The following is a 23,334-nucleotide window of genomic DNA, read 5'->3' as shown; positions in this document are numbered from 1 at the left end:
GCGGCCGAGCCTCGAAACCTCCGGGCCTTGATGGCGGGCCGTGGCGGGCACAGTCGGGGCACCGGGGCCGCTGGTTTCGAGGCTCGGCGCTGGGGCGCCTCGCACCTCAACCAGCGGCGGTCGGGTGCCTCGACAGTGGCAGCGGACATGCCTGTGACCCCGCCCGGTGGGCGGGGTTCGGGGCAGGGGAGCTAGTAGTCGTCGGGGTCGAGGTGGCGCGGGGTGGCGAGGACCTTGGTGCCCTTGGGGCTGACCAGGAAGTGGCGTCCGTTCGGTGACATCCACAGGTAGTGGCCGGGCTGGATGGTGACGTAGCGCCAGAGCGAGAAGGTCTTGGCGCGGTGATGGCGTCGGCACAGGGGCACGAGGTTGCACGGGCAGGTCGGGCCACCGCGAGCATGCTCGACCGAGTGGTCGAGGTCGCAGCGGGTCGCTTTGACGGTGCAGCCGGGGAAGCGGCAGGTGTGGTCGCGCAGCTGGACCCGTCGCCGGTGCCGGCCGGGGATCTCGTACGAGTCCACGGGGATGCACTCGGCCAGGTCGACGACGGGACGCACGATGACCGTCGTCCCGGGTGCTTGCAGCCATTCCTTCACCTGCGCTGAGGAGACCGGTCCACCGGTCTCTTCGCAGCGGGCGACCGGGTTGTCGCCGGTGAGCGTGGCGTCGGTGACGTGGACGTTCAACGTGACCCGTCGTCCGGGGGAGGTGGCGATGACCTCGCCGGTGTCGGGGTGGGCGAACAACAGGTCCAGCGACAAGTCCTGCCGTGCCAGCTCGGCCGCGGCCTTGGAACGGCGGACGTCCATCGAGGAGTCGTCGCCACACTTGCCGAGGAGGATCGCGCGGCGGGTGATGGCCTGGTCGAGGTCGTGGCCGTCGGCGGCGTCCATGAGCCCGTGGATGATCACGTGGCCGGTGTCGCTGGGCTCGTCGACGTCGAAGTGCCGGTGGTCGGAGACCCGCTGCCGCTCGGCCTCTGCGCGTTCGGGGTCAAAGCGGAGGACGGCTCCGGCGACGAGGCGTTCGAGCTGCTTCCAGCCGACGTCGTCGACGGCGGCGTCGAGCTGGCGGTCCACGAACTCGGCCGCCTCGGGGCAGAGGGGGTGGGTGAGGTCGGCGATGCGCTGGGCCTTCCACGTGTCCACCCGCCCGGCGACGACTGCCTGGTAGAGGCGGGGGAGTCGCCAGGCGCACTCGATCACCTGGCCGACGTAGGCACGACCGCCGACGGGTGAGCGGCCGAGGACGGCGATGAGCTCCATCAACGCGAACTCGGACACGAGGGGTGCACCGGGGCCAGCGATGGGCACGCCGGTGTCGACGACACCGTCGAGCAACGTGGCCGCGCCTTCCTCGGTCTCAACCACGTTCTGGTCGGCCCAGGCGACGATCGCGGTCCACTCGTCGATCCAGAGGTTCTTGCGGGCGTCGACGCGGGAGCGGATTTCGCCGAGCAGCTCGGGCACGGAGCGGCCGTCGTACTGGCCGATCGATGCGTGGTTCCCGAGCTCCATGACTGGATTCTTCCAGATACCACCGACAAAGGTGGGCCGGAAACCCGCCTGTGGACTGGGGATTCTCCCGATTCTCCATCCACAGTCCGCCTTGAAGGCCCGGTGGTTTCGAGGCTCCTCGCTAGCGCTCGTCGCACCTCAACCACCGGGAGCTAGCCACTCCGCCTACGGAACCGCGAGCCGACAGGCGGACCCGACCACCTCCCCAGCCTCGTCGTCGCTGCCTTTCGCAGCTGTACCGGCTACGTCACCGCAGCCCGGCGGGGACCAACCACGCCCTACCTACGCAACCGCAAGCCGATAGCCGGACCCAGCCGACCGCCGTACGCCCTCGTCGCCGCCCGTCTGCACCGCCTCTACGCCTCCCTGGCCGCAGCAGCAGCCCGCTCGACCCACCTCGGCACGTCGCCGTACCGCTGCGGCGGGACGAGCTCGCCGGCGGCGGAGCACTCGACCAGCTGGGTCATGCGGCGGTCGCGGGTGGACTCCTGCTTGGCACTGAGCACCCAGTTGGTGCAGAAGCGGCGGTAGGTGCGGGTGGCCTCGCCCCAGAAGGCGGTGGCGGCGGGGGAGGCGGCGAGCTGGGCGGCGTAGGGGTCGGGCAGGACGAGCTCGCCGTCGACCTCGTGCGTGTACGGCGCCGGGGTCGGTCGACGGGCCTCCCAGATCGCGAGGCCGCTGGGCTGCATGCGGCCCTCGGCGCGCAGCTTCTCGACGAGGTCGAGGTTGACCTGGCTCCAGTTGCTGGTCCTCTTGCGCGGCGTCCAGCGCTGGCGCCTGGAGTCCTCGTCGATGCGTTGCGCGACGGAGTCGATCCAGCCCCAGCACAGGGCTTCGGGGACGGCCTCGGCCCAGGTGAGGCCGCGGTCGGGGACGTGCTTCTTGTGCAGCCCCATCCACAGCTCGGTGGCCGTGTCGTGGTTGCGGGCGAGCCACGCGCCGAACTCCGCGGCGTCCGTGAAGAAGCGGGCCGGTCGCTCCGCCGTGCCGCCCATCCGTCCGGGCTCGTCGTCCTTCGCCATGCACCCCAGCCTGCCACCGGGCGCCGACACCGGCCGGGCGACAGGGATGATGGGCCGCATGCCCATGCCCACAGTCGCCATCGGTGCGCTCGGCGGCACCATCGCCTCGACGTCCAGCACCGCGGCCGGGGGCGAGGTCGTCCCGACGCTGACGGCGGAGCTGCTGGTGGCGGCGGTGCCGGGCCTCGACGCGGTCGCGTCGATCGAGGCCGAGACCCTTGCCCGGCTGCCCAGCCCGTCCCTCGACGAGCCGACGATCGTGCGCACCCTGCGCTGGGCGCAACGGGCGGTCGACGCGGGGGCGCGGGGCGTGGTGGTCACGCAGGGCACCGACACCCTCGAGGAGTCGGCCTACCTGCTCGACCTGTTTTGGGACCGCCCGGAGCCACTGGTGGTCACCGGAGCGATGCGCTCCGCGGAGGCCCCCGGTGCCGACGGGCCCGCCAACATCCTCACCGCGGTCCGCTGTGCCGTGGCGCCCGCTTCCCGTGAGCGCGGCGTGCTCGTCGCGTTCGGCGACGAGGTGCACGAGGCGCGGTGGGTGGCGAAGACCGACTCGGTGTCGACGGGCGCCTTCCGCTCGCCGGCGTTCGGACCGGCTGGCCGCTGCGTCGAGGGCGAGGTCGTGTACGGCGCCCCGCCGCACCGCGTCGCACCGCTGGACCTGCCGGCCGACGAGCGTGACCTACGGGTGCCGCTGCTGGCGACCTGGCTGGGTGACGACGGGTTCGTCCTCGACGCGATCCGTCCCGACGAGGTGGCTGGTGTGGTCGTCGCGGGGTTCGGGGCCGGGCACGTGTCGGCGGCGATGGCCGAGGCGGTCGGTCGGATGGCTGCCCACGTGCCGGTGGTCTTCGCGACGCGCACCGGCTCCGGCCCGACGGGGCGCGCGATGTACGGCTACCCGGGCGCGGAGATCGACCTCGTGGCGCGTGGCGCGGTCGGGGCCGGCTGGTTGTCGCCGGTGAAGGCGCGGCTGCTGCTGTGGGCGCTCGCGCTGCGCGGTCCGGTGGACCGTGACCTCCTCGCTGCCGAGCTCGCGGTGCGCGGCACCCCCTGATCCCGGCACCCCCTGATCCCGGCCCGACCCCCGGTCGGACGCCGGCTCAGGCCAGGTCCGACGTCGAGTCCGGCGGCCGCTTCGGCAGCACGTTCTCGACGTAGTCCTGCGCGGCGTCGTAGATGTCGACCTCGTGGCCGGCCTCCTCCGACATCGCCCACCGGTGCTCCATCACCTCGGCGAACAGCTGGGGTGAGGCGATCCGCCCCCGCAGCTCGTCGGGCACCAGGGAGACGATCGGCGTGTAGACGGTCGAGAGCCAGCGCCGTGCCACGACGGCGCGGTCCTCGTCCTCGTAGCCGAAGTGCGCGGTGAACGCCGCGAGGTCGTTGAGCAGTGCGCGGGCCTGCTTGTTCTCGGCCCGGATCCCGGTCAGGTCGTGCAGCTCGCGCCGGTGGTGGCCGGCCTCGACGACCTTCGGCTGGATCCGGACCCGGTCCGACTCCGCCTGCACGTCGAGCTCGTCGACGTCGAAGCCGAGGTCGTTGAGCCGCGCGATCCGCTGCTCGACCCGGGACCACTCGTCGGTGCCGAACTCCTCGGCGGCGGTGAGCTCCTCCCACAGCGAGTGGTACTGCTCGCCCAGGTGCGCGACCACGCCCATGGCGTCGACCTCGACGTCGGTGTCACCGCTGGCCTGCAGGTCCATCAGCTCGGCGAAGATGTTCTCGCAGCCGACCGTGACGTCGTGCTCGCGCATCGCGTCGGAGACCTTGTCGCGCAGCTCGCCGGTCTCGGCGTCGACGAGGAAGGCCGTGAAGCCCCCCGCGGAGCGGCGGAAGAGCGCGTTCGACAGCGACACGTCACCCCAGAAGAAGCCGGCCAGGTGGAGCCGGACCAGCAGCACGACGAGCGCGTCGACCAGGCCGTGCACCTGCTCCGGGCGCAGCCCGTGCTGGAAGACGGTGCGGTAGGGGAGCGAGTAGTGGAGGTGCTCGGTCAACAGCGCGGCAGGCAGCGGGTTCCCGTCGAGGTCGGTGCGGCCGGTGACCACGCCGCGCGGCTTGACGCACGGCTGGTCCATCCGCTGCAGCTCGCGGAGCAGGTTGTACTCCCGCAGCGCGATCGCCTCCTCGGTCTCCTTCACCGCGAGGAACTGCCGGTTCACCTGCACCACCCGCACGACGTGGCGGGACAGGCCGAGGGGCAGCGGGACGACGTACCAGTCGTCCCACTCGGCCAGCGGGCGCGACCACGGGAGCTGGAAGAGCGCCGGGTCGGTACGCGCGGCGACGACGTGGAGCGCCATGGCGGAAACCTACGACGTCTGCAATCCGTCGTCACGGGCACTTGGGTCTCGCGGACTCCTGAAAGGACGACTGTGGACAAGTCAACCGTGGACAAGACACCCGTTCCTGCGGTAGACCGTGTGACGCGGGCCACACTCTTGGAGGGGTGATCTGGACGATGAAGTCGAGATGGGGAAGGCCACGACGCGTGGCGGCCGCGGCCGTCACGGGTGTGCTGGCCAGCGCCGCGCTAGCGGCATGCGGGGGGTCCGACAAACCGGTCCTCAACTGGTACGTGAACCCGGACGGCGTGCCGATCTTCGAGAAGTACGCCGAGCAGTGCAGCACGGACGACTACGACATCGAGGTCCAGCAGCTGCCCAACTCGGCGACCGACCAGCGCACGCAGCTGGCCCGTCGCCTGGCGGCCAAGGACTCCTCGACCGACCTGATGAACCTCGACCCCGTGTTCGTGGCCGAGTTCGCGAACGCAGGCTGGTTGAAGGAGGTCACCGGCTCGATCGCCGACGACGTGACCCAGAGCGTCGAGGGTGAGGGCAAGTACCTCTCCGGGGCCGCGGAGACGGTGACCTGGGACGACAAGGTCTACGCGATCCCGCTGTGGGCCAACACGCAGGTGCTCTGGTACCGCAAGTCCCTCGCCGAGGCAGCGGGCCTCGACATGACCAAGCCGGTCACGTGGGACCAGGTCATCGACGCGGCCGCCTCCGAGGGCGGCACCGTCGGCGTGCAGGCGAACAAGTACGAGGGCTACGTCGTCTGGATCAACGCGATGATCCAGGGCGCCGGCGGCAACATCGTCACCGACACCGAGGCCGGGCGCGACGCCACGGTGGAGGTCGACAGCGACGCCGGCCGCAGGGTCGCCGAGATCATCCAGAAGCTCGCCGACTCGCCCGCCGCGCAGCCGGACCTGACCGTCTCCAACGAGGGCACCAGCCTGGGCCAGATGTTCCCGGAGGGTGGGCCTGGCGAGTTCATGGTCAACTGGACGTTCGTCTACAAGAACTACGAGCCCGGTGACGGCAAGCCGACCACCGAGGAGCAGTTCAAGGACCTCGGCTGGGCGCGCTACCCGGCCTCCGTGGAGGGCGAGCCGTCCAAGCCCCCGGTCGGCGGCATCGACATCGGGGTCGGCGCCTACACCGAGAACACCGACTGGGCGTTCGAGGCGGCCGAGTGCATCACCTCGGTCGAGGCGCAGGTCGACCTCGCGCTCGAGGGGGGCCTGATGCCGTCGACCAACGCGGCGTACGACGAGGTGGCGGCCAGCGGCCAGTACCCCGAGGACCTCATCGAGCTGTTCCGCACCAGCGTCGACGAGGGCGGGCCCCGGCCCAAGAGCGCCTTCTACTCGATGATCTCCAACGCGCTCCAGTCGCGGTGGCACTCACCGAACTCCGTGAACCCCAAGAGCACTCCTGAGGAGTCCGCGAAGTTCCTGAAGGACGTCCTGGAAGGGAAGGCGCTGCTATGAGTGCCGTCACCGCTCCCGCACCCGGCAAGGCGGGCAAGGCAGCCGTGAGCGACCGCGCGAAGGCGGAGACGCGGCTGGGGCAGAAGCTGGTCGCCCCGGCGATCATCCTGATGCTGCTCGTCACCGCGTTCCCGATGCTGCGGGCGATCTACCTGTCCGTCTTCGACTACGCGCTGACCGCCCCGGACGACCGGAACTTCATCGGCCTCAACAACTACCTCACCGCGCTGAGCGACCCGCTCTTCTGGAAGACCACCGCGATCACGGTGCTCTACATGGTCGTCACCGTCGCGGTCGAGCTGGTCATCGGCTTCATCTTCGCGATGGTGATGCACCGGGTGATCTTCGCCCGCGGCGTCATCCGGACCTCGATCCTGGTGCCCTACGGCATCATCACCGTCGTCTCCGGCTTCGCCTGGCAGTTCGCGTTCTCCTACCAGAACGGCTTCGTCAACGGCTGGCTGCCGTTCATCGGTGACGACTTCAACTGGTTCGGCGAGTCGACGCCGGCGATCATCGCGATCATGGTCTCCGAGATCTGGAAGACCACCCCGTTCATGTCGTTGCTGCTGCTCGCCGGGCTCGCCCAGGTGAGCGAGGACATGATCGAGGCCGCGAAGGTCGACGGCGCCACCTGGTGGCAACGGTTGACCAGGGTGATCCTGCCGAACATGCGGGCGGCGATCATGGTCGCCGTCCTGTTCCGGGCGCTCGACGCCTACCGGATCTTCGACAACATCTTCGTGATGACCTTCGGCGCCCAGAACACGGAGTCGATCAGCTTCCTGACCTACCGGCAGACGATCGAGCAATTCCAGCTGGGGATGGGTTCAGCCCTCTCGGTGCTGCTCTTCCTCTCGGTGCTCCTGGTGGCCTTCCTGATCGTCAAGCTCTTCCGCGTCGACCTGGCGCAGGCACGGCAGGAGTCCTGACATGAAGAACCGCATCGGAACCATCATCGGTTGCCTGCTGATCCTCGTCTGGTGCCTGCTGCCGGTCGTCTGGATCATCTCGCTGTCCTTCAAGTCGGAGGCCGCGATCACCAACGGCAGCCCCGGCTTCTTCCCGTCCGACGGCGGCGGCGCCGGCTGGGCGAACTACCAGGCGGTCTGGGACAACGAGCAGTTCCGCCGGGCGATCCTCAACTCGATCGGGATCAGCCTCATCGCGACCCTGCTGTCGGTCATCGTGGCCACGCTGGCGGCGTACGCCATCGCCCGCCTCGAGTTCCGCGGCAAGAAGCTCGTCCTGACCGTCTCGCTGGCCATCGCGATGTTCCCGGTGGTATCGCTGGTCGGGCCGCTGTTCGACATGTGGCGGGCGGTGGGGCTCTACGACACCTGGCCGGGCCTGATCATCCCGTACATGTCGTTCACGCTGCCGCTGGCGATCTGGACGCTCTCCGCGTTCTTCCGCGAGATCCCGTGGGAGATGGAGCAGGCGGCGCAGGTCGACGGGGCGACGTCGTGGCAGGCGTTCCGCAAGGTGATCGTCCCGCTCGCGGCGCCCGGTGTGTTCACCGCCGCGATCCTGACCTTCTTCTTCGCGTGGAACGACTTCGTCTTCGGCATCACGCTCACGTCCACCGAGAACGCCCGACCGATCCCGGCGTCGCTGTCGTTCTTCGTCGGCGCCGACCCGTTCAACCGGCCGGCGTCCCTGCTGGCCGCGGGAGCGGTCATCGCGACCATTCCGATCATCGTCATCGTCCTGATTTTCCAGCGCAAGATCGTCGCCGGCCTCACCTCCGGCGCGGTGAAGGGGTAGGGGTCCTGTCATGGCAGCCATCACGATGAACAACATCGTCAAGAAGTACGGCGACGGCTTCCCTGCCGTGAACGACGTCTCGATCGACGTCGCCGACGGGGAGTTCATGATCCTCGTCGGGCCTTCCGGGTGCGGGAAGTCGACGCTGCTGCGGATGATCGTCGGCCTGGAGGACATCACCTCCGGCGACATGATCATCGGCGACCGCCGCGTCAACGACCTCGCCCCGCGCGAGCGCAACCTGGCGATGGTGTTCCAGAACTACGCGCTCTACCCGCACCTGACCGTCTACGAGAACATCGCCTTCCCGCTGCGCCTGGCCAAGACCCCCGACGAGGAGGTCGACAAGCTGGTCCGCGACGCGGCGGAGACGCTGGAGCTCAACGAGCACCTCGAGCGCAAGCCCGGCAACCTGTCGGGTGGCCAGCGCCAGCGCGTCGCGATGGGTCGGGCGATCGTCCGGCAGGCCGACGCCTTCCTCTTCGACGAGCCGCTGTCGAACCTCGATGCCAAGCTGCGCGGGCAGATGCGCACGGAGATCGCGCGGCTGCAGAAGCGCCTGGGCATCACCACCGTCTACGTCACGCACGACCAGACGGAGGCGATGACGCTCGGTGACCGCGTCGCGGTCCTCAAGCGCGGCGTGCTGCAACAGCTGGCCACCCCGCGGGAGCTCTACGAGAACCCGGGCAACCTCTTCGTCGCCGGCTTCATCGGCTCCCCGCCGATGAACTTCCTGCCCGCGACCGTCGAGGGGAGCTCGGTGAAGCTGCCGTTCGGCTCGGTCGAGATCCCGGCGGAGAAGGCCGAGCGCGCCAGCGGCAAGGGCCTGCTCATCGCCGGCATCCGCCCGGAGCACTTCGAGGACGCGTCGCTGGCCTCCGCCGACAACCGGTCGGGCTCGACGTTCACCGCCGCGGTCGACGCCGTGGAGTGGCTGGGCAACGAGACCTACGCCTACATCCCGTTCGAGGCGCCGCCCGAGGTCGCCGAGCAGCTCAAGCAGCTCGAGAAGGACCTCGACGGCGAGGCGATGCGCACCCAGCTCGTCGTCTCCCTCGACGGCGCGAGCCGGATCAAGGAGGGCGAGGAGGCCGAGATCTGGGTCGACGGCCGCCGCATCCACCTCTTCGACCCGTCGACCGGCGAGAACCTCACCGTCGACCACGAGAACGCCGGCCGCATCGGCGGCGCCGCGCAGCAGACGCCCGCCTGAGCAGCCGTCCGCCTGACCGAGCGCCGGCCGCGCCTCAGGAGGCGCGGTCGGCGTTCCGGCGGATCTCGCGGGTGAGGGTCGCGAAGAGCGGTTCCGGCAGGTCGTGGCCCCAGCCGTCGACGTAGACGACGCGCGCGCCGGGGACCGCGGCCGCGGTGGCGCGGCCGCCCGAGACGTGCACCATCTTGTCGGCCAGGCCGTGCATGACCAGGGTCGGCACGGTGAGCCGGCCGAGGGCGGCGGTGCGGTCCGGCTGGGTGAGCACGGCCATCATCTGGCGCAGCACGCCGGCCTCGTCGATGCCGCGGTCGTAGGTGTCGCCGGCCCGCTCGCGCAGCTCCTGCTCGTCGCTGGGGAAGCCGGGGGAGCCGATGATCCGCCACACCATCAGGCTGCGGCGGATGTAGGCCTCGCGGTCCGGGCCGCGCGGGGCGAGGAGCGTCGGGATGAGGGTCGGGCTCTGCCAGCCGACGGCGCGCCGGCCCGTGCTGGACATGATGCTGCCGAGGCTGCGCACCCGCTCCGGCGCCTCGAGCGCCATCGTCTGCGCGATCATGCCGCCCATCGAGATCCCCGCGACGTGCGCCGCCGGGAGCCCGAGGTGGTCGAGGAGGCCGAAGGCGTCACCGGCCAGGTCGCCGATGGAGTACGGCGCGCGCACCCGGCTCCGGCCACCCGCGAACGCGCGCACGAGGTGTCGCGTCGTCACCCGTCCGGACATCCGCGTCGAGCGGCCGGTGTCGCGGTTGTCGTAGCGGATGACGTGGAAGCCGGACGCCGCCAGCGAGCGGCACAGGTCCTCGGGCCACCAGGTCATCGGCCCGCCCAGGCCCATCACCAGCAGCAACGGCTCGTCGTCGGGGTCGCCGAACGTCTGGTAGCAGATCTCGACGCCCGAGGTCAGCGGGGCGAGCAGCTCTGCCGAGGTGGTCACTTCGGACCATTCCGTGCCGTCCTGTCGCATCGACATGCCATGAGTGTGCCAAGTCCCGTGTAGTAGCCACGTCAACTGGGTAACTTCTGTGATGTGAACAACACGTTGGCGCCCTGGCTCCTGCCGGACGGCTACGGCCGCCCCGCACTGGCCGCGCTCCTGCGCGAGGGCAGTCTGGTGACCGAAGCCGGTCGTTTCGCCGTGCGACGCGGCGCGAGCATCCGGGTCCGCCGCAGCACGCCGTACGCCGCCCGGGCCGCTGCCCGGGCCGCCGAGCCCGTGCTCCTCATCCCCGGCTTCCTCGCCGGGGACTGGACGCTCAAGGCCATGGCCGCCGAGCTCCGCGGGCGCGGGTTCCGCACCTACCGCTCGCACATCCTTGCCAACATCGGGTGCACGATGACCTCGGCGCTCGCGCTGGAGGCGCGGATCGAGCAGATCGCCGAGCGCCGCGACTCGCGGGTCCAGCTGGTCGGGCACAGCCTCGGCGGCATGATCTCCCGCGGGCTGGCCGTGCGCCGCCCGGACCTGGTCTCCGGCATCGTCACGATGGGCAGCCCGATGCGGGCGCCGGCAGCGCACCACGCGGTGCTCACCCGCGGCGTCCGCGTGCTCAACCGGCTCTCCGACGCCGGCCTCACCGCCCTGATGTCGACCGACTGCGTCGCGGGTGAGTGCGCCCACCTGTCGTTCTCCGAGTCGCAGGAGCCGCTGCGGCCCGAGGTGCAGATGACCAACATCTACTCCCGTCGCGACGGCATCGTCGACTGGCGGGCGTGCACGGACCCGCAGGGCGAGGCCGTCGAGGTGCGGGCCTCCCACATCGGCATGGCGGTCGACCCGCGGGTCATCGACGAGGTCACCTCGGCGCTGCTGCGCCAGAGCGACTCCGTCGCGGCCTCGCTGAGCGTGGTCGAGACGGCCTGAGCGAAACGCGGCTGCTGCCCTTCGGGGGTGGCGTCAGCAGCGGAAAAGCCCGAAACCGGGACGCGGGGCCCTTTCCCGTGTCATGGTCGCTGCTGTTCGTCAGCGTCCTTGGGGGAGGAATGGCCGTGCTCACTCCGGCCGTCGGTTGGACGCAGGCCAGGCGGCTGCTCATGCGGGCGTTGCTGGTCTGCGCATTCGTGCTCGGCCTGCTCGGCCTGCTCGGCCTCGCACCGACAGCAGCGATCTCGGCCACGGACCAGCTGCGCGTCATGGTGGTCGGGGACTCGATCTCGCAGGGCTTCGGTGGTGACTCCACCTGGCGCTACTGGTTCTGGCGGGAGGCAAGGCGCCAAGGCGTCGCGATCGACTTCGTCGGACCCGACCGAGGCTTCCGGACCGGCTACGGCACCCGCTACGAGTCGTCCGGGCTGCACTTCGACCGCGACCACGCCGCTCGTGGGGGCGCGACCGTCGACTACCAGCTCGGGGTGATCGACGGCCTGATGGCCGACTAGGCGCCCGAGGTCGTGGTGGTCGAGCTCGGCATCAACGACGCGCTGCGTGGAGACTCCGGGCAGACCATCGCCGACGAGGTCGAGGAGCTGCTCCGCAGGATCTGGTCGGCGTCGTACGCCGTCCGCGTCGTGCTGGCAGAGATCCCCGCGCACCTGGCCCGTCCGGACCTGGACGCTGCCGTCGCCGAGGCGAACAACCTGCTCGCGAACCGCTACCGGTGGGACTCGCGGGTCACCCTCGCGCACAACGTCAGTGACGAGGGGATGCCCTGGAAGGCTGCGAACTTCACCTTCGACGGCCTGCACCCCAACGCCACCGGCCAGACATTGATCGCGCAGCGGTTCGCCGAGGCATTCCACGGGGCCGGGTACCTGCCGGACAGCCCTGCGATCTACCGTTCGCGGACGTGGAACCCCCGGGTGGTGCCGCGGGTCAGGCAGTCGCGGGGAGTGGTCACCTTCGACTGGTCGAAGGCCGCGACCGAGGTCCGGATGGCGTCCGCACGGGTGAGCATCCGCCGTGCCGGATCGACGACCTGGCGCAGCACGCCGTGGTTCCGCGTCAAGCAGCACCGGGCGACCCGCCGGCTCGCCAAGGGCACGTACGCCGTGCGGCTGGTCCCGCGCCGCGGGACGATGGTCGGCGCGGCCGGGCCCCCTGTCGTGGTCCGCGTGCGCTGAGCGTCAGTCGAAGTCGATCGAGCTGAAGCCGCGCAGCTTCGAGAGCTGGTGCTCGGAGGTGATCGTGCGGATCGTGCCGCTGCGCGAGCGCATGACCAGCGACTGGGTGACCGCGCCGCCGCCGCGGTAGCGCACGCCGCGGACCAGCTCGCCGTCGGTGATGCCGGTGGCGACGAAGAAGCAGTCGTCACCGGTGACCAGGGTGTCGGTGGTCAGCACGTGGTCGGGGTCGAGGTTGTGGCCGGCGTCGATGGCGCGCTGGCGCTCCTCGTCGTCGGTCGGCCACAGCCGGCCCTGGATGGTGCCACCCATGGCCTTCATCGCGCAGGCCGCGATGATGCCCTCCGGGGTGCCGCCGATGCCCATCAGCAGGTCGATGCCGGTGTCCGGGCGCGCCGCCATGATTGCGCCGGCGACGTCGCCGTCGGTGATGAACTTGATCCGGGCGCCGGTCGCGCGGATCTCCTCGACCAGCTTGTCGTGGCGGGGGCGGTCGAGCAGCACGACGGTGACGTCGGAGGTGTTGGAGCCCTTGGCCTTGGCGACCTGGTGGATGTTCTCCGCGACGGGGTAGCGGATGTCGACGACGTCGGCCGCCTCCGGGCCGGTCACCAGCTTCTCCATGTAGAAGACGGCGGACGGGTCGTACATGCTGCCCCGCGGCGCGACGGCGAGCACCGCGACGGCGTTCGCCATGCCCTTGGCCGTCAGCGTGGTGCCGTCGATCGGGTCGACCGCGACGTCGCACTCCGGGCCGGTGCCGTCGCCGACCTGCTCGCCGTTGTAGAGCATCGGGGCGTTGTCCTTCTCGCCCTCGCCGATGACGACGGTGCCGTTCATGCTGACCGTCGAGATCATCACGCGCATGGCCTGCACGGCCACGCCGTCGGCGCCGTTCTTGTCGCCCCGGCCGACCCAGCGGCCCGCTGCCATGGCCGCGGCCTCGGTGACGCGCACCAGCTCGAGGGCGAGGTTGCGGTCGGGGGCGGGCGGCTCCACGGCGAGGGCGTTCATGGGGCGAACCTTATCGGTCCGGGCCCGCCCCACGGGAGTCAGCCGACGCCCGGCGGACAGCCCGGCGGACGGGTCAGCGGGCGTAGAGGTCGACCTCGGTGGCCTTCACGACGAAGCTGACCTCCTGCCCGGGCGCGAGCCCGAGCTCGGCGACCGCCGACACCGTGACGTCGGCAGCCAGCTCGCCGGCGCGGACCCGGACGACGTCGCCGAGGGGCTCGAGCTCGTCCACCCGGACCGGCAGCACGTTGCGGGGGCTGCCGCCCGGTGGCACCCGGTGCACCGCCACGGCCGACGGCCGGAACACCGCGACGGCGTCGCTGCCCGTGGCGGGTGCCGGGTCGCCGGCGGTGCCGTGCAGGACCGTGCCGTCCGGACGACGCAGCCCGTCGGCCGTCGCGGTGCCGGCCACCAGGTTGAGCCCCGCGAAGCGGGCGGCGAAGGCGCTGCGCGGTCGCGACAGCACCGCAACCGCCGGTCCCTGCTCCACGACGCGGCCACCCTCGAGGACGACCACCCGGTCGGCCAGCAGCAGGGCGTCGAGGACGTGGTGCGTGACCACCACCGCGGTCCGCTCCGCGAGGACACCGCGGAGCAGCTGGCGCAGCACCGGTGCGACGGAGACGTCGAGCGCCGCCATCGGCTCGTCGAGGAGCAGCACGCGGGGGTCGGCTGCGAGCGCCCGGGCGACCGCGACCCGCTGGGCCTGCCCGCCGGAGAGCCGCGCCGGGCGCCGGTCGGCCAGGTCCGTCGCACCGACCTCGGCCAGCCAGCGCCGGGCCGCCTCCCGGGCGCCCGCCCGGCCCGCCCCGCGGCTGCGCGGGCCGAAGGCGACGTTCTCCAGCACGCTCAGGTGCGGGAAGAGCAGCGGGTCCTGGGCGAGGAGCGCAGTACGACGGGCGTGCGGCGCCACCCAGCGGCCGGCCCCGGTCAGCACCTCGCCTTCGAGCACGACCCGGCCACCGTCGGGACGCAGCAGGCCACCGACCACGTCGAGGGTCGTGGACTTCCCCGCCCCGTTGGGACCGAGGAGTGCGACGGTCTCGCCGGCCGCCACCTCGAAGGACACGTCGACGTCGCGGTCCGCGACCTGCACGTCGACGACGAGGCTCACACCGCACCTCGCGGCCGGACCAGGCCGATCACCACGACGGCGACGGCGACGAGCAGCAGGGACATCGCGACCGCGGCGTCGGCGTCGGTGACGCGGAGGTTGTAGATCAGCAGCGGCAGGGTCCGGGTCGTGCCCTCGAGGCTGCCCGCGAAGGTGACCGTCGCGCCGAACTCCCCGAGCGAGCGGGCGAAGGCGAGCACCGCGCCCGAGGCCAGGCCGGGCAGCACGAGCGGGAGCGTGACCCGGCGCAGCACCGTCGTCGGCGCCGCGCCGAGCGAGGCCGCCACGACGTCGTACCGCTCGCCGGCGGTGCGCAGCGCGCCCTCGAGGCTGACGACGAGGAAGGGCAGGGACACGAAGGTCTGCGCCAGCACGACCGCGATCGTCGAGAAGGCGACCTGCACGCCCAGCGCGTCGAGGTGCTCGCCGAGCAGGCCGCGTCGGCCGAAGGCCGCGAGCAGCGCGATGCCGCAGACGACCGGCGGGAGCACGAGGGGCAGCAGGACCAGCGAGCGCAGGGGCCCGAGCCAGCGCGCACCGCTGCGTGCGAGCACCACGGCCAGCGGGACACCGAGCACCAGGCACAGTGCCGTGCTGGCCGCCGAGGTGCGCAGGCTGAGCCCGAGCGCGGTCAGCGCCGCGTCGGACGTGACGAGGGAAGGGAAGTCGGCCCACGAGATCCGGGTGGCGAGCGCGGCGACCGGCAGCACGACGAAGGCGCCCGCCAGCAGGGCGGGCACCAGCAGCCAGCGGGGGACGCCGACGTGGCGGGTGCGGCTCACCGGCTCATCCGCCCGGCGGCCCGAAGCCGGCCTCGGCGAGCACGGGCAGGCCTTCGTCGAGCAGGAAGTCGACCCACGCGCGGGCGAGCGCCGGCTGCAGGGCGTCCTCGAGCACCGCGACCGGGTAGTGGTTGACCACGCGGGCGGCCTCGGGCACCGGGACCGACTCGACGCCGTCGCCCGCGGCGACGGCGTCGGTGACGTAGACGAGTCCGGCATCCGCCTCTCCGGACTCGACCTTGCCGAGCACGTCGGTGACCGACTGCTCCTCGCTGTCGCGAGCCAGCGAGACGCCGGCCTCCTCCGCGAGCAGGGCGGCCGCGTTGCCGCAGGGCACCTCCAGCGCGCAGACCACGACCCGGAGGTCCTCCCGGGCGAGGTCGGCGAGGCCCTCGACGTTGCCGGGGTTGGCCGGCGGCACGACCACCACCATCGTGTTGGTGGCGAGCTCGACCGGGTCACCGTCGACCAGGCCCGCGTCGACGAGGAGGTCCATCGTGATCGGGTCGGCCGTGGCGACGACGTCGGCCGTGGCGCCCTCGGCGACCTGGGTGGCGAGATCCGCGGAGCCGCCGAAGGAGAGCTGCACGGTGACGTCGTGCTCTGCCTCGAAGTCCTCCGCGAGCTCCTCGAGGACCGAGGTCAGCGAGGCCGCGGCGAGGACGGTGAGCGTCGGCCGGTCGTCGGCGTCCTCGCCGCACCCCGCGAGGGCTGGCACGACGAGCGCCGCTGCCACCGCGAGCGCGACGCGGCGGGTCACGACCGCCTCCCGGGGACGGGGCGCTCGACGACGACGTTGGTCGACTTCACCGACGCGATCGCGCGCGCCCCCGGCTCGAGGCCGAGCTCGGCCGCCGCCTCGGCACTCATCAGCGACACGACGCGGTAGGGACCGCACACCATCTCCACCTGGGCCATCACGGTGTCGGCCACGACGCGGGTGACGATGCCGGTCATCCGGTTGCGGGCGCTGACCTGCCCGGCCCGGGTGCGCTCCTTCTCCGCGTCGTCCACCAGTGACGCCGCGAGCCCGGCGAGGTCGGTGCCGGCGATCGTGGTGCGCCCCTCGTCGGTCGAGGCAGCCACCCGCCCGCCGTCGATCCAGCGCCGGACGGTGTCGGTGGAGACGCCGAGCAGCTCGGCGGCCTCGGCGACGCGATAGGTGGTGCTCACGCAGTCACTCTGCCGCAGGTGCGACACAATTGCACGGGATATCGACGCAGATGAGACCACCCGGGCCCGGATGCTGGGGCGTCGGCGCCGGGCTGGGACACTGGGGGCGTCATGAGCACCGAGCAGGCACCCAGCACCGGCCCCTCCCGCAGCGGCAGCCCCGGGCGCTACCAGCGCTCGGCCGCCGGACTGGTCATCTCCCTCGTCGTCACCGTCGCGGCGATCGGCGCGCTGCTCTACTTCATGGGCGTCTTCCGCCCCGACTTCGAGACCAAGCCGACGGCGATCGACTATCTCGAGACGGTCGAGGGCATGCAGCTCGCCGACCAGGAGCCGGTCTACCCGGCCGAGCTGCCGGAGGGCTGGATCGCGACGTCGGTCAACGTGCCGACCGACAAGGCGCCGTACTTCATGGTCGGCATGCTCACCGACGACAACCGTTTCGTGGCGGTCCGCCAGGAGGACACCTCCTTCGGCGCGATGCTCTCGGCGTCCGTCGACAAGGAGACCACGCCGACCGACGACTACACCGTCCCGGCCGACGTACGACGCCCGGTCGCCCGCGAGTGGGAGGGCCACACCGACGAGGGTGGCGACACGGCCTACCTCGCCGAGGTCGGCGAGCAGAGCGTCATGGTCTACGGCTCCGCGCCGGCGAAGGACCTGCGGGCGATCATCGACAGCCTCACCGTCGCCGAGCTGCGCTGAGGGGGAACCGGACGGGCCCGCCGGACGTCGAGTCAGCATGGCCCGCCTCGCCCTGCTGCCCGCCGTCGCCCTCGGCCTGACCCTGCTGGCCGGGTGCGGCGAACAACCCGCCGAGCCCGGCGCGGTCCGCTGGGAGCGCCTGCCGGACCTCCCGCTCGCCGAGCGCGAGGGACCGGTCGTGGCGTGGACCGGTGAGGTCGTGCTGGCCGTGGGCGGCGACACCGGCGAGGAGTGCCCTCCGACGGCCGACTGCGAGCAGCCGAACGCCGCGGCCACCGACGGCGCCGCGCTCGACCCCGCCACGGGCACGTGGCGCGCGATCGCCGACGCGCCGCGGCCGGTGCCGGCGTACTCCTCCAGCGCGCTGGTCGGCGACGAGCTCTTCGTCCACGTCGACCGTGCCCTGCTCGTCTACGACACCGTGCGAGACCGCTGGCGGGTGCTGCCCCGCCGCGTAGACGGCTGGTACCGCCCCGTCGCGGACGGGGACCGGCTCGTGCTCGTCCACGGCAGCGACGAGCAACGCTCCCGCCCCGACCTGGTCCTCGACCCCGCGACCGGGCGCTGGGCGAGGCTGCCCGACGACCCGCTCGGGCCGTCCTTCGACCGCACCGTCGTCAGCACGCCCCCCGGACTGCTGCTCGGCGCGCACGACCTCGTGGACAGCCCCGGCGCCGGCGCGGACCCGTCCTACCTGCGGGCGGCGCTGCTCGACCGGGAGACAGGGGAGTGGCGCACCTTCGGGCCCAGCGGCCAGCTGGGTGCGCCGGTCTGGGCGGCGGTCGGTGACCGCGTCGTCGGGCTCAGCCTGGAGACGAGCGACGGCGGCGGGCCCGAGCCCGGTGACTACGGGCGGGACGTGCCCCTCGGTGGCCGGCTCGACCTGGTGTCGGGGAAGTGGTCGGCGCTGCCGTCGGCGCCCGACCCGGAGTCCGGCGGGTGGCCGGTCCTGGCGGCGGGCGAGCACCTCGTCGCCGCCTCCGGCTTCGTGTACGACGACGCGTCGGCCGCGTGGACCGCGCTGCCCCGCCCGGACGGCGCGGCCGAGGGGGCCGGCCCGGCGGTGTGGGCGGGTGAGCGGCTCGTGGTCGTCACCGGGCGCGACCGCGGGGACACCCACGCGGAGACCCGCAGCAACGAGGTGTGGATCGCGACCGTGGGGTGAGCGGGCCGCTCAGTCCTCGGCGTCGTCGGCCTCGTCGGACTCCGCCAGCACGGCCTCGAGCCGCTCGCGGGCGCCGTCGATCCAGTCCTGGCACACGGTGGCCAGCCGCTCGCCGCGCTCCCACAGCGCGAGGGACTCCTCGAGCGTCGTACCCCCGGCCTCGAGCTGGCGGACCACCTCGACGAGCTCGGCCCGCGCCTCCTCGTAGGACGGCTTCTCGCTGGTCGCGTCAGTCATGGCTCTCCTCGGTCGAGGTGGTGGTCACGTGGATGCGTCCGTCGGCGACCCGGACGGACAGGGCGGCGCCGGTGGCGACGTCGTGGACGCTGGTGACGACGTGGCCGTCGGCGTCCTGGAGGACGGAGTAGCCGCGCTGGAGGGTCGCGAGCGGCGACAGCGCCTGCACCCGCGCACGGTGGTGGCTGACGTCGTCGGCGGCGCGGTCGAGCTGCCAGCCGAGCTGGCGGCGGATCCGGGCGCGCCACTCGTCGAGCTCCCCGGCGCGGGCGTCGAGCAGCGACGTCGGGTCGGCCATCGACGGCCGGGAGCGGAGCGCGTCGAGGCCGGCCTGCTCGCGGTCGAGGCGGGCGACGACCAGGTGCCGCAGCCGGGCGCGGGTCTCCAGCACGCGCCGGCGCTCGTCGGCCATGTCGGGCACCACGGTCTTGGCGGCGTCGGTCGGGGTCGAGGCGCGGCGGTCGGCGACGAGGTCGAGCAGCGGGGAGTCCGGCTCGTGGCCGATGGCCGAGACGACCGGGGTGCGCGCGGCGGCGACGGCGCGGATCAGGCCCTCGTCGGAGAACGGCAGGAGGTCCTCGACCGAGCCGCCGCCACGGGCGATGACGATGACGTCGACCTCGGGTTGTGCGTCGAGGCGGCGGACGGCCTCGATCACCTCGGGGGCGCACCGCTGGCCCTGCATCGCGGCGTAGGCGACCTCGAACCGGACGGCGGGCCAGCGGCGGGTCGCGTTCTCGACGACGTCGCGCTCGGCGGCGGACCTCGGCGCGGTGACCAGCCCGACCCGGGTGGGCAGGAACGGCAGCGGCCGCTTCAGCTCCTGAGCGAAGAGGCCCTCGGCAGCGAGCAGCTGGCGACGCTGCTCGAGGCGGGCGAGGAGCTCGCCGAGGCCGACCAGCCGGATGTCGCGCGCCTGCAGCGACATCGACCCGCGGTTGGCGTAGTAGGAGGGCTTGGCGTGGATGACGATGCTCGCGCCCTCCTGCAGCGGCGTCGGCAGGCCGTCGAAGAGGACGCGGGAGCAGGTCACCGGCACGGAGATGTCGGCGACCGAGTCGCGCAGGGTGAGGAACACCGTCTGCAGGCCGGGACGTCGGTTGATCTGGGTCACCTGGCCCTCGACCCAGACCGCGCCGAGCCGGTCGATCCAGCCGGAGATCGCGTTCGCGATCGCCCGGACCGGTGCCGGCTTCTCGGGGGAGGTCTCCAGGGCCACGGCGGCGACTCTATTTCATGCCCGGGACAGAACCACGCCGCGATGCCTCTTAGGCTTCTCGGGTGCGCCTGCGGATCGACCTCGCCTACGACGGCGGTGACTTCCGTGGCTGGGCGGCCCAGCCCGGGCTGCGGACCGTGCAGGGCGAGCTCACCGCCGCCCTGACGACGGTGCTGCGGCTGCCGGAGGGCTCGCTGCTGGTCACCTGTGCCGGCCGCACCGACTCCGGCGTCCACGCCCGCGGCCAGGTCGCGCACGTGGACGTGCCCGACGACCACCCGGCCCTCGCCCGCCTCGACGTGCTCGCGCGTCGGGTCAACGGCGTGCTCGACCGCGACGTCCGGGTGCACCGGATCGGCGTCGCGCCCGACGGCTTCGACGCCCGCTTCGCTGCGCTGTGGCGCCGCTACGCCTACCGGATCTGCGACGACCCCGCCCGGGTCGACCCACTGACCCGCAACCACGTCCTCGCCCACCCCCGGCCTCTCGACGTCGCCGCGATGGACCAGGCCGCCGCGTCGCTCGTCGGGCTCCACGACTTCGCCGCCTTCTGCAAGCACCGCGAGGGCGCCACGACCATCCGCACCCTGCTCGCGTTCGGCTGGACGCGCGGCGAGGACGGCGTGCTGACCGGCCACGTGCAGGCCGACGCCTTCTGCCACTCGATGGTCCGCGCGCTGGTCGGCTGCATGATCGCCGTGGGCGAGGGGCGCAAGGACCCCGCCTGGGCGAAGGAGATCCTCACCGGCCGCCGCCGCGACCCGGGCGTGGTGGTCGTCCACGCGCACGGCCTCACCCTCGAGGAGGTCGCCTACCCGCCCGACCACGAGCTGGCAGCCCGGGTGCAGCAGACCTCTGCTCGTCGTACCGCCGAGGAGGCGGGACGGTGAACGACGAGCACTACTTCTCCGCCGACCCCTCGGTCGCCTTCCAGCGCACCGAGGTGGAGACCGAGGTCTGGGGTCACGAGCTGCGCCTGACGAGCGGCTCCGGCGTCTTCGCGCAGGGTCGGCTCGACATCGGCACGTCCGTGCTGTTCCGCGAGACCGAGCCGCCCACCGACGGCCGGATCCTCGACCTCGGCTGCGGGTACGGCGTGATCGGGCTCGCCTGCGCCGTCGCCGCCCGGACCGCGGTGGTGACCGCCGTCGACGTCAACCAGCGCGCGGTGCTCCTCGCCAACGAGAACGCCGAGGCGCTGGGCGTCGCCGACCGGTTCACCGCGTCCGTGCCCGAGGCCGTGCCGGCCGACGCGGAGTTCGACGAGATCTGGTCGAACCCGCCGATCCGCATCGGCAAGGCCGCGCTGCACGAGCTGCTCCTCACCTGGCTGCCGCGCCTCGCGCCGGGCGGCCGCGCGGTGATGGTCGTCGGCAAGAACCTCGGCGCCGACTCGCTCCAGCGCTGGCTCGGCGAGCAGGGTTTCCCGACCGAGCGGCTCGCCAGCGCGAAGGGCTTCCGGGTCCTCGAGACCCGCCGCGCCTGACCTGCGGGCTCCTACAGTGGGCGCATGCCCACCGAGCTCACCGTGCGCGGGTCGCACACCGCCTTCCAGCGTCCCGAGCGCGGCACCGCGCACGTGACCCTGTCCCTCCAGGGGCCGAAGCCGCAGCCCGTCTACGACCGCGTGGTCGCCGACCTCGAGGCGGTCACGGCGTCGGTGAAGCAGCTGCACGACCCCGAGCGCGGCCCGGTCACCTGGTGGTCGACCAAGCACGTGCGCACGTGGGCCGAGCGGCCGTGGAACCAGGACGGCAAGCAGCTGCCGCTCGTCCACCACGCCGCCGTCGGCGTCGAGGTGAAGTTCCGCGACTTCGCCGCCCTCGGCCGCTGGGTGAGCCAGCACGTCGCCGTGACCCCCGGCTTCACCCTCGACGGCGTCGTGTGGGCGCTCACCGCCGCCAACCGCCAGGACCTCGAGCGCGCCGTGCGCACCCGTGCGGTGCAAGACGCGGCCCGCCGGGCCCAGGAGTACGCCGACGCCCTCGGTCTCGGCACCGTCCGCCCGGTCGCGGTCGCCGACGCCGGGATGCTCGGCAACGGCCTGCACGCCGCCGGCGGGAGCGGTCCGGCGCCGTACCTGCGGATGGCGGCGGCCAAGGAGGGCGGCGGCAGCACCGAGCTGGAGCTCGCGCCCGAGGACATCGAGGTGTCGGCGCAGGTCGACGCCCGCTTCGTGGCGGAGTGATGGCCGCCCCCACCCTCTCCGACGTCGCCCGCCTCCTCGACCGCCGCGGCGAGCTCACCCACGAGCGCGCCGCCGTCCTGCAGCTCGCCAGCGCCACCGAGCGTCCCGATGCCTACAAGTGCGTGCACCCCGAGCTCGGCGGCGCCGGCTGGTCGCACCCGTGGCCGGACGAGGAGATGTACCCCCACGCCTGCTGCCGCGAGCACGAGCACTGCCCACCGGAGTGGGTACGGGGCTGAGGCCTGCTTGGTGCTGCTGCGGTGCCCATGGCGTCGTGGGGCGCGTCGCACCTCAACCAGGGTCGGTTGGTCTCTGTCGTAGTTGGTGTCGGCGGCCGCGCACCGTAGCCGCCGTCTTCGTGAGGAGGTCATACGGCTCGTGGGCTCAAGGCCACGGATCGTATGACGTCCCCGGGTGTCTTCTCCCGGTGGTTGAGGTGCGACGAGCGCTAGCGAGGAGCCTCGAAACCTACGGGCCTGCATGGCGGGCCGTTGGGGCCAGAGTCCGGTGCAACGGGGCCGGTCTGGCGACGTGGCTGGTCCGGCGGCCGTGCAACGTAGCCGACCGGCCCCCGCCGTCAAGGACGTCGCTGCGCTCCGCCGCTACGCGGTCGCTTCGCGATCCTTGACCCCGGGGCCCTGCCGGTCGGCTATCCGGCGCGGTTGCCGGCACGGACTTCGTCCGCGCCGCCGCTGCGCGGCCGCCGTCCTCGGGACGTCATGCGGATCGTGGGCTCAAGGCCACGGAACGAATGACGTCCCCGGGTGTCCTCTCCCGGTGGTTGAGGTGCGAGGCCGCCCGCGGCCGAGCCTCGAAACCTCCGGGCCTGCATGGCGGGTTGTGCCCGGCATAGTCCGGTGGACGGGANNCNNNNGNNNNGNNGNTCGGCGCTGGGGCGCCTCGCACCTCAACCACCGGGGTTCGCGACCTCCGGGCATGGTGATGACCCCGCCGGGTGGCGGGGTGTGGGGCGGGGTCAAGGTCGTTCGGGTTCGGGGGAGTCGATCGGGTCGATCACGTCCGTTCCTGCCGGTGTGACGAGGAAACGGGCGCCGGTGGGGCTGGTCCACACGTAGTGGCCGGGGCGGAGCACGCGGTAGCCCCAGGTGCTGTGGGTCTTGGCGCGGTGGTGTCGGCGGCAGAGGGGGACGAGGTTGCAGGGGCAGGTGGGGCCGCCCTTGTTGTGCTCGGTCGCGTGGTCGAGGTCGCACCTGGTGGCGGGGGTGGTGCAGCTGGGGAAGCGGCAGGTGTGGTCGCGCAGCTGCACGCGCACCCGGTGGCGGTCGGGGATCTCGTAGGAGTCCACCGGCGTGCAGTCCGCCAGGTCGATGACCGGGCGGACGATGATCGTCGAGCCCGGGAGGGAGA

General features: G+C 72.4%; 25 protein-coding genes and 1 pseudogene. 14 read left to right on the top strand and 12 right to left on the bottom strand.

Going from position 1 to position 23,334, the window contains the following annotated elements:
• Window positions 1-191: 191 nt before the first annotated feature.
• Both NOCJ54_RS0121585 and NOCJ54_RS0121580 read right to left on the bottom strand, forming a co-directional pair.
• Window positions 192-1,517 (bottom strand): HNH endonuclease signature motif containing protein, encoded by a 1,326-nt coding sequence (locus NOCJ54_RS0121585; RefSeq protein WP_028657134.1) that lies wholly within the window; start codon window positions 1,515-1,517, stop codon window positions 192-194.
• A gap of 356 nt (window positions 1,518-1,873) precedes the next feature.
• On the bottom strand, window positions 1,874-2,539 hold the full coding sequence (locus NOCJ54_RS0121580) for a YdeI/OmpD-associated family protein (protein ID WP_198020302.1): 666 nt from the start codon (window positions 2,537-2,539) through the stop codon (window positions 1,874-1,876).
• A 58-nt stretch (window positions 2,540-2,597) separates the two neighbouring features.
• Here NOCJ54_RS0121580 and NOCJ54_RS27555 point away from each other — a divergent pair, with 58 nt between their 5' ends.
• Window positions 2,598-3,599, top strand: coding sequence for an asparaginase (locus tag NOCJ54_RS27555; protein WP_198020301.1), 1,002 nt, complete (start codon window positions 2,598-2,600; stop codon window positions 3,597-3,599).
• Between the two features lie 46 nt (window positions 3,600-3,645).
• On the opposite strand, the gene NOCJ54_RS0121570 is transcribed toward NOCJ54_RS27555, so the two are convergent.
• Window positions 3,646-4,848, bottom strand: coding sequence for a DUF4032 domain-containing protein (locus NOCJ54_RS0121570; RefSeq protein ID WP_028657132.1), 1,203 nt, complete (start codon window positions 4,846-4,848; stop codon window positions 3,646-3,648).
• 275 nt (window positions 4,849-5,123) lie between these two features.
• On the opposite strand from NOCJ54_RS0121570, the gene NOCJ54_RS0121565 reads away from it, so the two are divergent.
• Genes NOCJ54_RS0121565 through NOCJ54_RS27550 form a run of 4 tightly spaced genes read left to right on the top strand, consistent with a single transcriptional unit; the run spans window position 5,124 to window position 9,309 of the window.
• Entirely contained in the window at window positions 5,124-6,326 is a 1,203-nt protein-coding gene (locus NOCJ54_RS0121565; RefSeq protein ID WP_051486256.1) for an extracellular solute-binding protein, read from the top strand.
• Window positions 6,323-7,258 carry a carbohydrate ABC transporter permease gene (locus NOCJ54_RS0121560; protein ID WP_028657130.1) on the top strand — a complete coding sequence of 312 codons (936 nt, stop codon included), beginning with the start codon at window positions 6,323-6,325 and terminating at the stop codon, window positions 7,256-7,258. Before NOCJ54_RS0121565 ends, NOCJ54_RS0121560 begins: the two co-directional genes overlap by 4 nt.
• 1 nt (window position 7,259) lies before the next feature.
• Complete coding sequence (locus NOCJ54_RS0121555) at window positions 7,260-8,093, top strand: carbohydrate ABC transporter permease (protein ID WP_028657129.1); 834 nt, start codon at window positions 7,260-7,262, stop codon at window positions 8,091-8,093.
• A 10-nt stretch (window positions 8,094-8,103) separates the two neighbouring features.
• A complete protein-coding gene (locus tag NOCJ54_RS27550) occupies window positions 8,104-9,309 on the top strand; it encodes an ABC transporter ATP-binding protein (protein WP_036519232.1) in 1,206 nt (401 codons plus the stop codon).
• Window positions 9,310-9,343: 34 nt separating this feature from the next.
• On the opposite strand, the gene NOCJ54_RS0121545 is transcribed toward NOCJ54_RS27550, so the two are convergent.
• Window positions 9,344-10,279, bottom strand: a complete 936-nt coding sequence (locus NOCJ54_RS0121545; RefSeq protein WP_051486255.1) for an alpha/beta fold hydrolase — start codon at window positions 10,277-10,279, stop codon at window positions 9,344-9,346.
• A 57-nt stretch (window positions 10,280-10,336) separates the two neighbouring features.
• Here NOCJ54_RS0121545 and NOCJ54_RS27545 point away from each other — a divergent pair, with 57 nt between their 5' ends.
• The 3 genes from NOCJ54_RS27545 to NOCJ54_RS0121530 all read left to right on the top strand — a co-directional run bounded on the left by NOCJ54_RS27545 (window position 10,337) and on the right by NOCJ54_RS0121530 (window position 12,366).
• Entirely contained in the window at window positions 10,337-11,170 is an 834-nt protein-coding gene (locus tag NOCJ54_RS27545) for an alpha/beta fold hydrolase (RefSeq protein WP_051486254.1), read from the top strand.
• A 125-nt stretch (window positions 11,171-11,295) separates the two neighbouring features.
• Window positions 11,296-11,685, top strand: a complete 390-nt coding sequence (locus tag NOCJ54_RS0121535; protein WP_157515000.1) for a hypothetical protein — start codon at window positions 11,296-11,298, stop codon at window positions 11,683-11,685.
• 12 nt (window positions 11,686-11,697) lie between these two features.
• Window positions 11,698-12,366 (top strand): SGNH/GDSL hydrolase family protein, encoded by a 669-nt coding sequence (locus NOCJ54_RS0121530; RefSeq protein ID WP_028657126.1) that lies wholly within the window; start codon window positions 11,698-11,700, stop codon window positions 12,364-12,366.
• Window positions 12,367-12,369: 3 nt separating this feature from the next.
• Here NOCJ54_RS0121530 and glpX read toward each other — a convergent pair whose 3' ends face one another.
• The 5 genes from glpX to NOCJ54_RS0121505 all read right to left on the bottom strand — a co-directional run bounded on the left by glpX (window position 12,370) and on the right by NOCJ54_RS0121505 (window position 16,449).
• A complete protein-coding gene (gene glpX, locus NOCJ54_RS0121525; RefSeq protein ID WP_028657125.1) occupies window positions 12,370-13,380 on the bottom strand; it encodes a class II fructose-bisphosphatase in 1,011 nt (336 codons plus the stop codon).
• Between the two features lie 73 nt (window positions 13,381-13,453).
• Complete coding sequence (locus NOCJ54_RS0121520) at window positions 13,454-14,494, bottom strand: sulfate/molybdate ABC transporter ATP-binding protein (protein WP_028657124.1); 1,041 nt, start codon at window positions 14,492-14,494, stop codon at window positions 13,454-13,456.
• Window positions 14,491-15,276 carry an ABC transporter permease gene (locus NOCJ54_RS0121515; RefSeq protein ID WP_028657123.1) on the bottom strand — a complete coding sequence of 262 codons (786 nt, stop codon included), beginning with the start codon at window positions 15,274-15,276 and terminating at the stop codon, window positions 14,491-14,493. Before NOCJ54_RS0121515 ends, NOCJ54_RS0121520 begins: the two co-directional genes overlap by 4 nt.
• 4 nt (window positions 15,277-15,280) lie before the next feature.
• Window positions 15,281-16,036, bottom strand: a complete 756-nt coding sequence (gene modA, locus NOCJ54_RS0121510; protein ID WP_028657122.1) for a molybdate ABC transporter substrate-binding protein — start codon at window positions 16,034-16,036, stop codon at window positions 15,281-15,283.
• Window positions 16,033-16,449, bottom strand: coding sequence for a TOBE domain-containing protein (locus NOCJ54_RS0121505; protein WP_028657121.1), 417 nt, complete (start codon window positions 16,447-16,449; stop codon window positions 16,033-16,035). Before NOCJ54_RS0121505 ends, modA begins: the two co-directional genes overlap by 4 nt.
• 111 nt (window positions 16,450-16,560) lie before the next feature.
• Between NOCJ54_RS0121505 and NOCJ54_RS0121500 the strand changes: the two genes are divergently transcribed.
• Window positions 16,561-17,157 (top strand): DUF4245 domain-containing protein, encoded by a 597-nt coding sequence (locus NOCJ54_RS0121500; RefSeq protein ID WP_028657120.1) that lies wholly within the window; start codon window positions 16,561-16,563, stop codon window positions 17,155-17,157.
• A 37-nt stretch (window positions 17,158-17,194) separates the two neighbouring features.
• A complete protein-coding gene (locus NOCJ54_RS0121495) occupies window positions 17,195-18,322 on the top strand; it encodes a hypothetical protein (RefSeq protein WP_028657119.1) in 1,128 nt (375 codons plus the stop codon).
• Between the two features lie 9 nt (window positions 18,323-18,331).
• Here NOCJ54_RS0121495 and NOCJ54_RS0121490 read toward each other — a convergent pair whose 3' ends face one another.
• Window positions 18,332-18,559, bottom strand: a complete 228-nt coding sequence (locus tag NOCJ54_RS0121490) for an exodeoxyribonuclease VII small subunit (protein WP_028657118.1) — start codon at window positions 18,557-18,559, stop codon at window positions 18,332-18,334.
• Entirely contained in the window at window positions 18,552-19,778 is a 1,227-nt protein-coding gene (gene xseA / locus NOCJ54_RS0121485; protein WP_028657117.1) for an exodeoxyribonuclease VII large subunit, read from the bottom strand. Before xseA ends, NOCJ54_RS0121490 begins: the two co-directional genes overlap by 8 nt.
• 62 nt (window positions 19,779-19,840) lie before the next feature.
• Between xseA and truA the strand changes: the two genes are divergently transcribed.
• Genes truA through NOCJ54_RS0121465 form a run of 4 tightly spaced genes read left to right on the top strand, consistent with a single transcriptional unit; the run spans window position 19,841 to window position 22,205 of the window.
• Complete coding sequence (gene truA, locus NOCJ54_RS0121480) at window positions 19,841-20,668, top strand: tRNA pseudouridine(38-40) synthase TruA (RefSeq protein WP_028657116.1); 828 nt, start codon at window positions 19,841-19,843, stop codon at window positions 20,666-20,668.
• Entirely contained in the window at window positions 20,665-21,264 is a 600-nt protein-coding gene (locus tag NOCJ54_RS0121475) for a class I SAM-dependent methyltransferase (protein WP_028657115.1), read from the top strand. The genes truA and NOCJ54_RS0121475 overlap by 4 nt, the downstream gene beginning before the upstream one ends.
• Before the next feature lie 24 nt (window positions 21,265-21,288).
• The gene (locus tag NOCJ54_RS0121470; RefSeq protein ID WP_028657114.1) at window positions 21,289-21,966 is read left to right on the top strand and encodes an SIMPL domain-containing protein; all 678 of its coding nucleotides are present in this window, start codon (window positions 21,289-21,291) and stop codon (window positions 21,964-21,966) included.
• Complete coding sequence (locus NOCJ54_RS0121465) at window positions 21,966-22,205, top strand: hypothetical protein (protein ID WP_028657113.1); 240 nt, start codon at window positions 21,966-21,968, stop codon at window positions 22,203-22,205. Before NOCJ54_RS0121470 ends, NOCJ54_RS0121465 begins: the two co-directional genes overlap by 1 nt.
• A 737-nt stretch (window positions 22,206-22,942) precedes the next feature.
• Here the strand turns inward: NOCJ54_RS0121465 and NOCJ54_RS30085 are convergent.
• Window positions 22,943-23,334 (bottom strand): annotated as a pseudogene (locus NOCJ54_RS30085) (HNH endonuclease); the annotation flags it as partial.

It is taken from the genome of Nocardioides sp. J54, from assembly GCF_000519005.1.
GTDB lineage: Bacteria > Actinomycetota > Actinomycetes > Propionibacteriales > Nocardioidaceae > Nocardioides.
The sequence above is the reverse complement of the archived record's forward strand: the minus strand, read 5'-3'. Positions and strand labels throughout refer to the sequence as shown.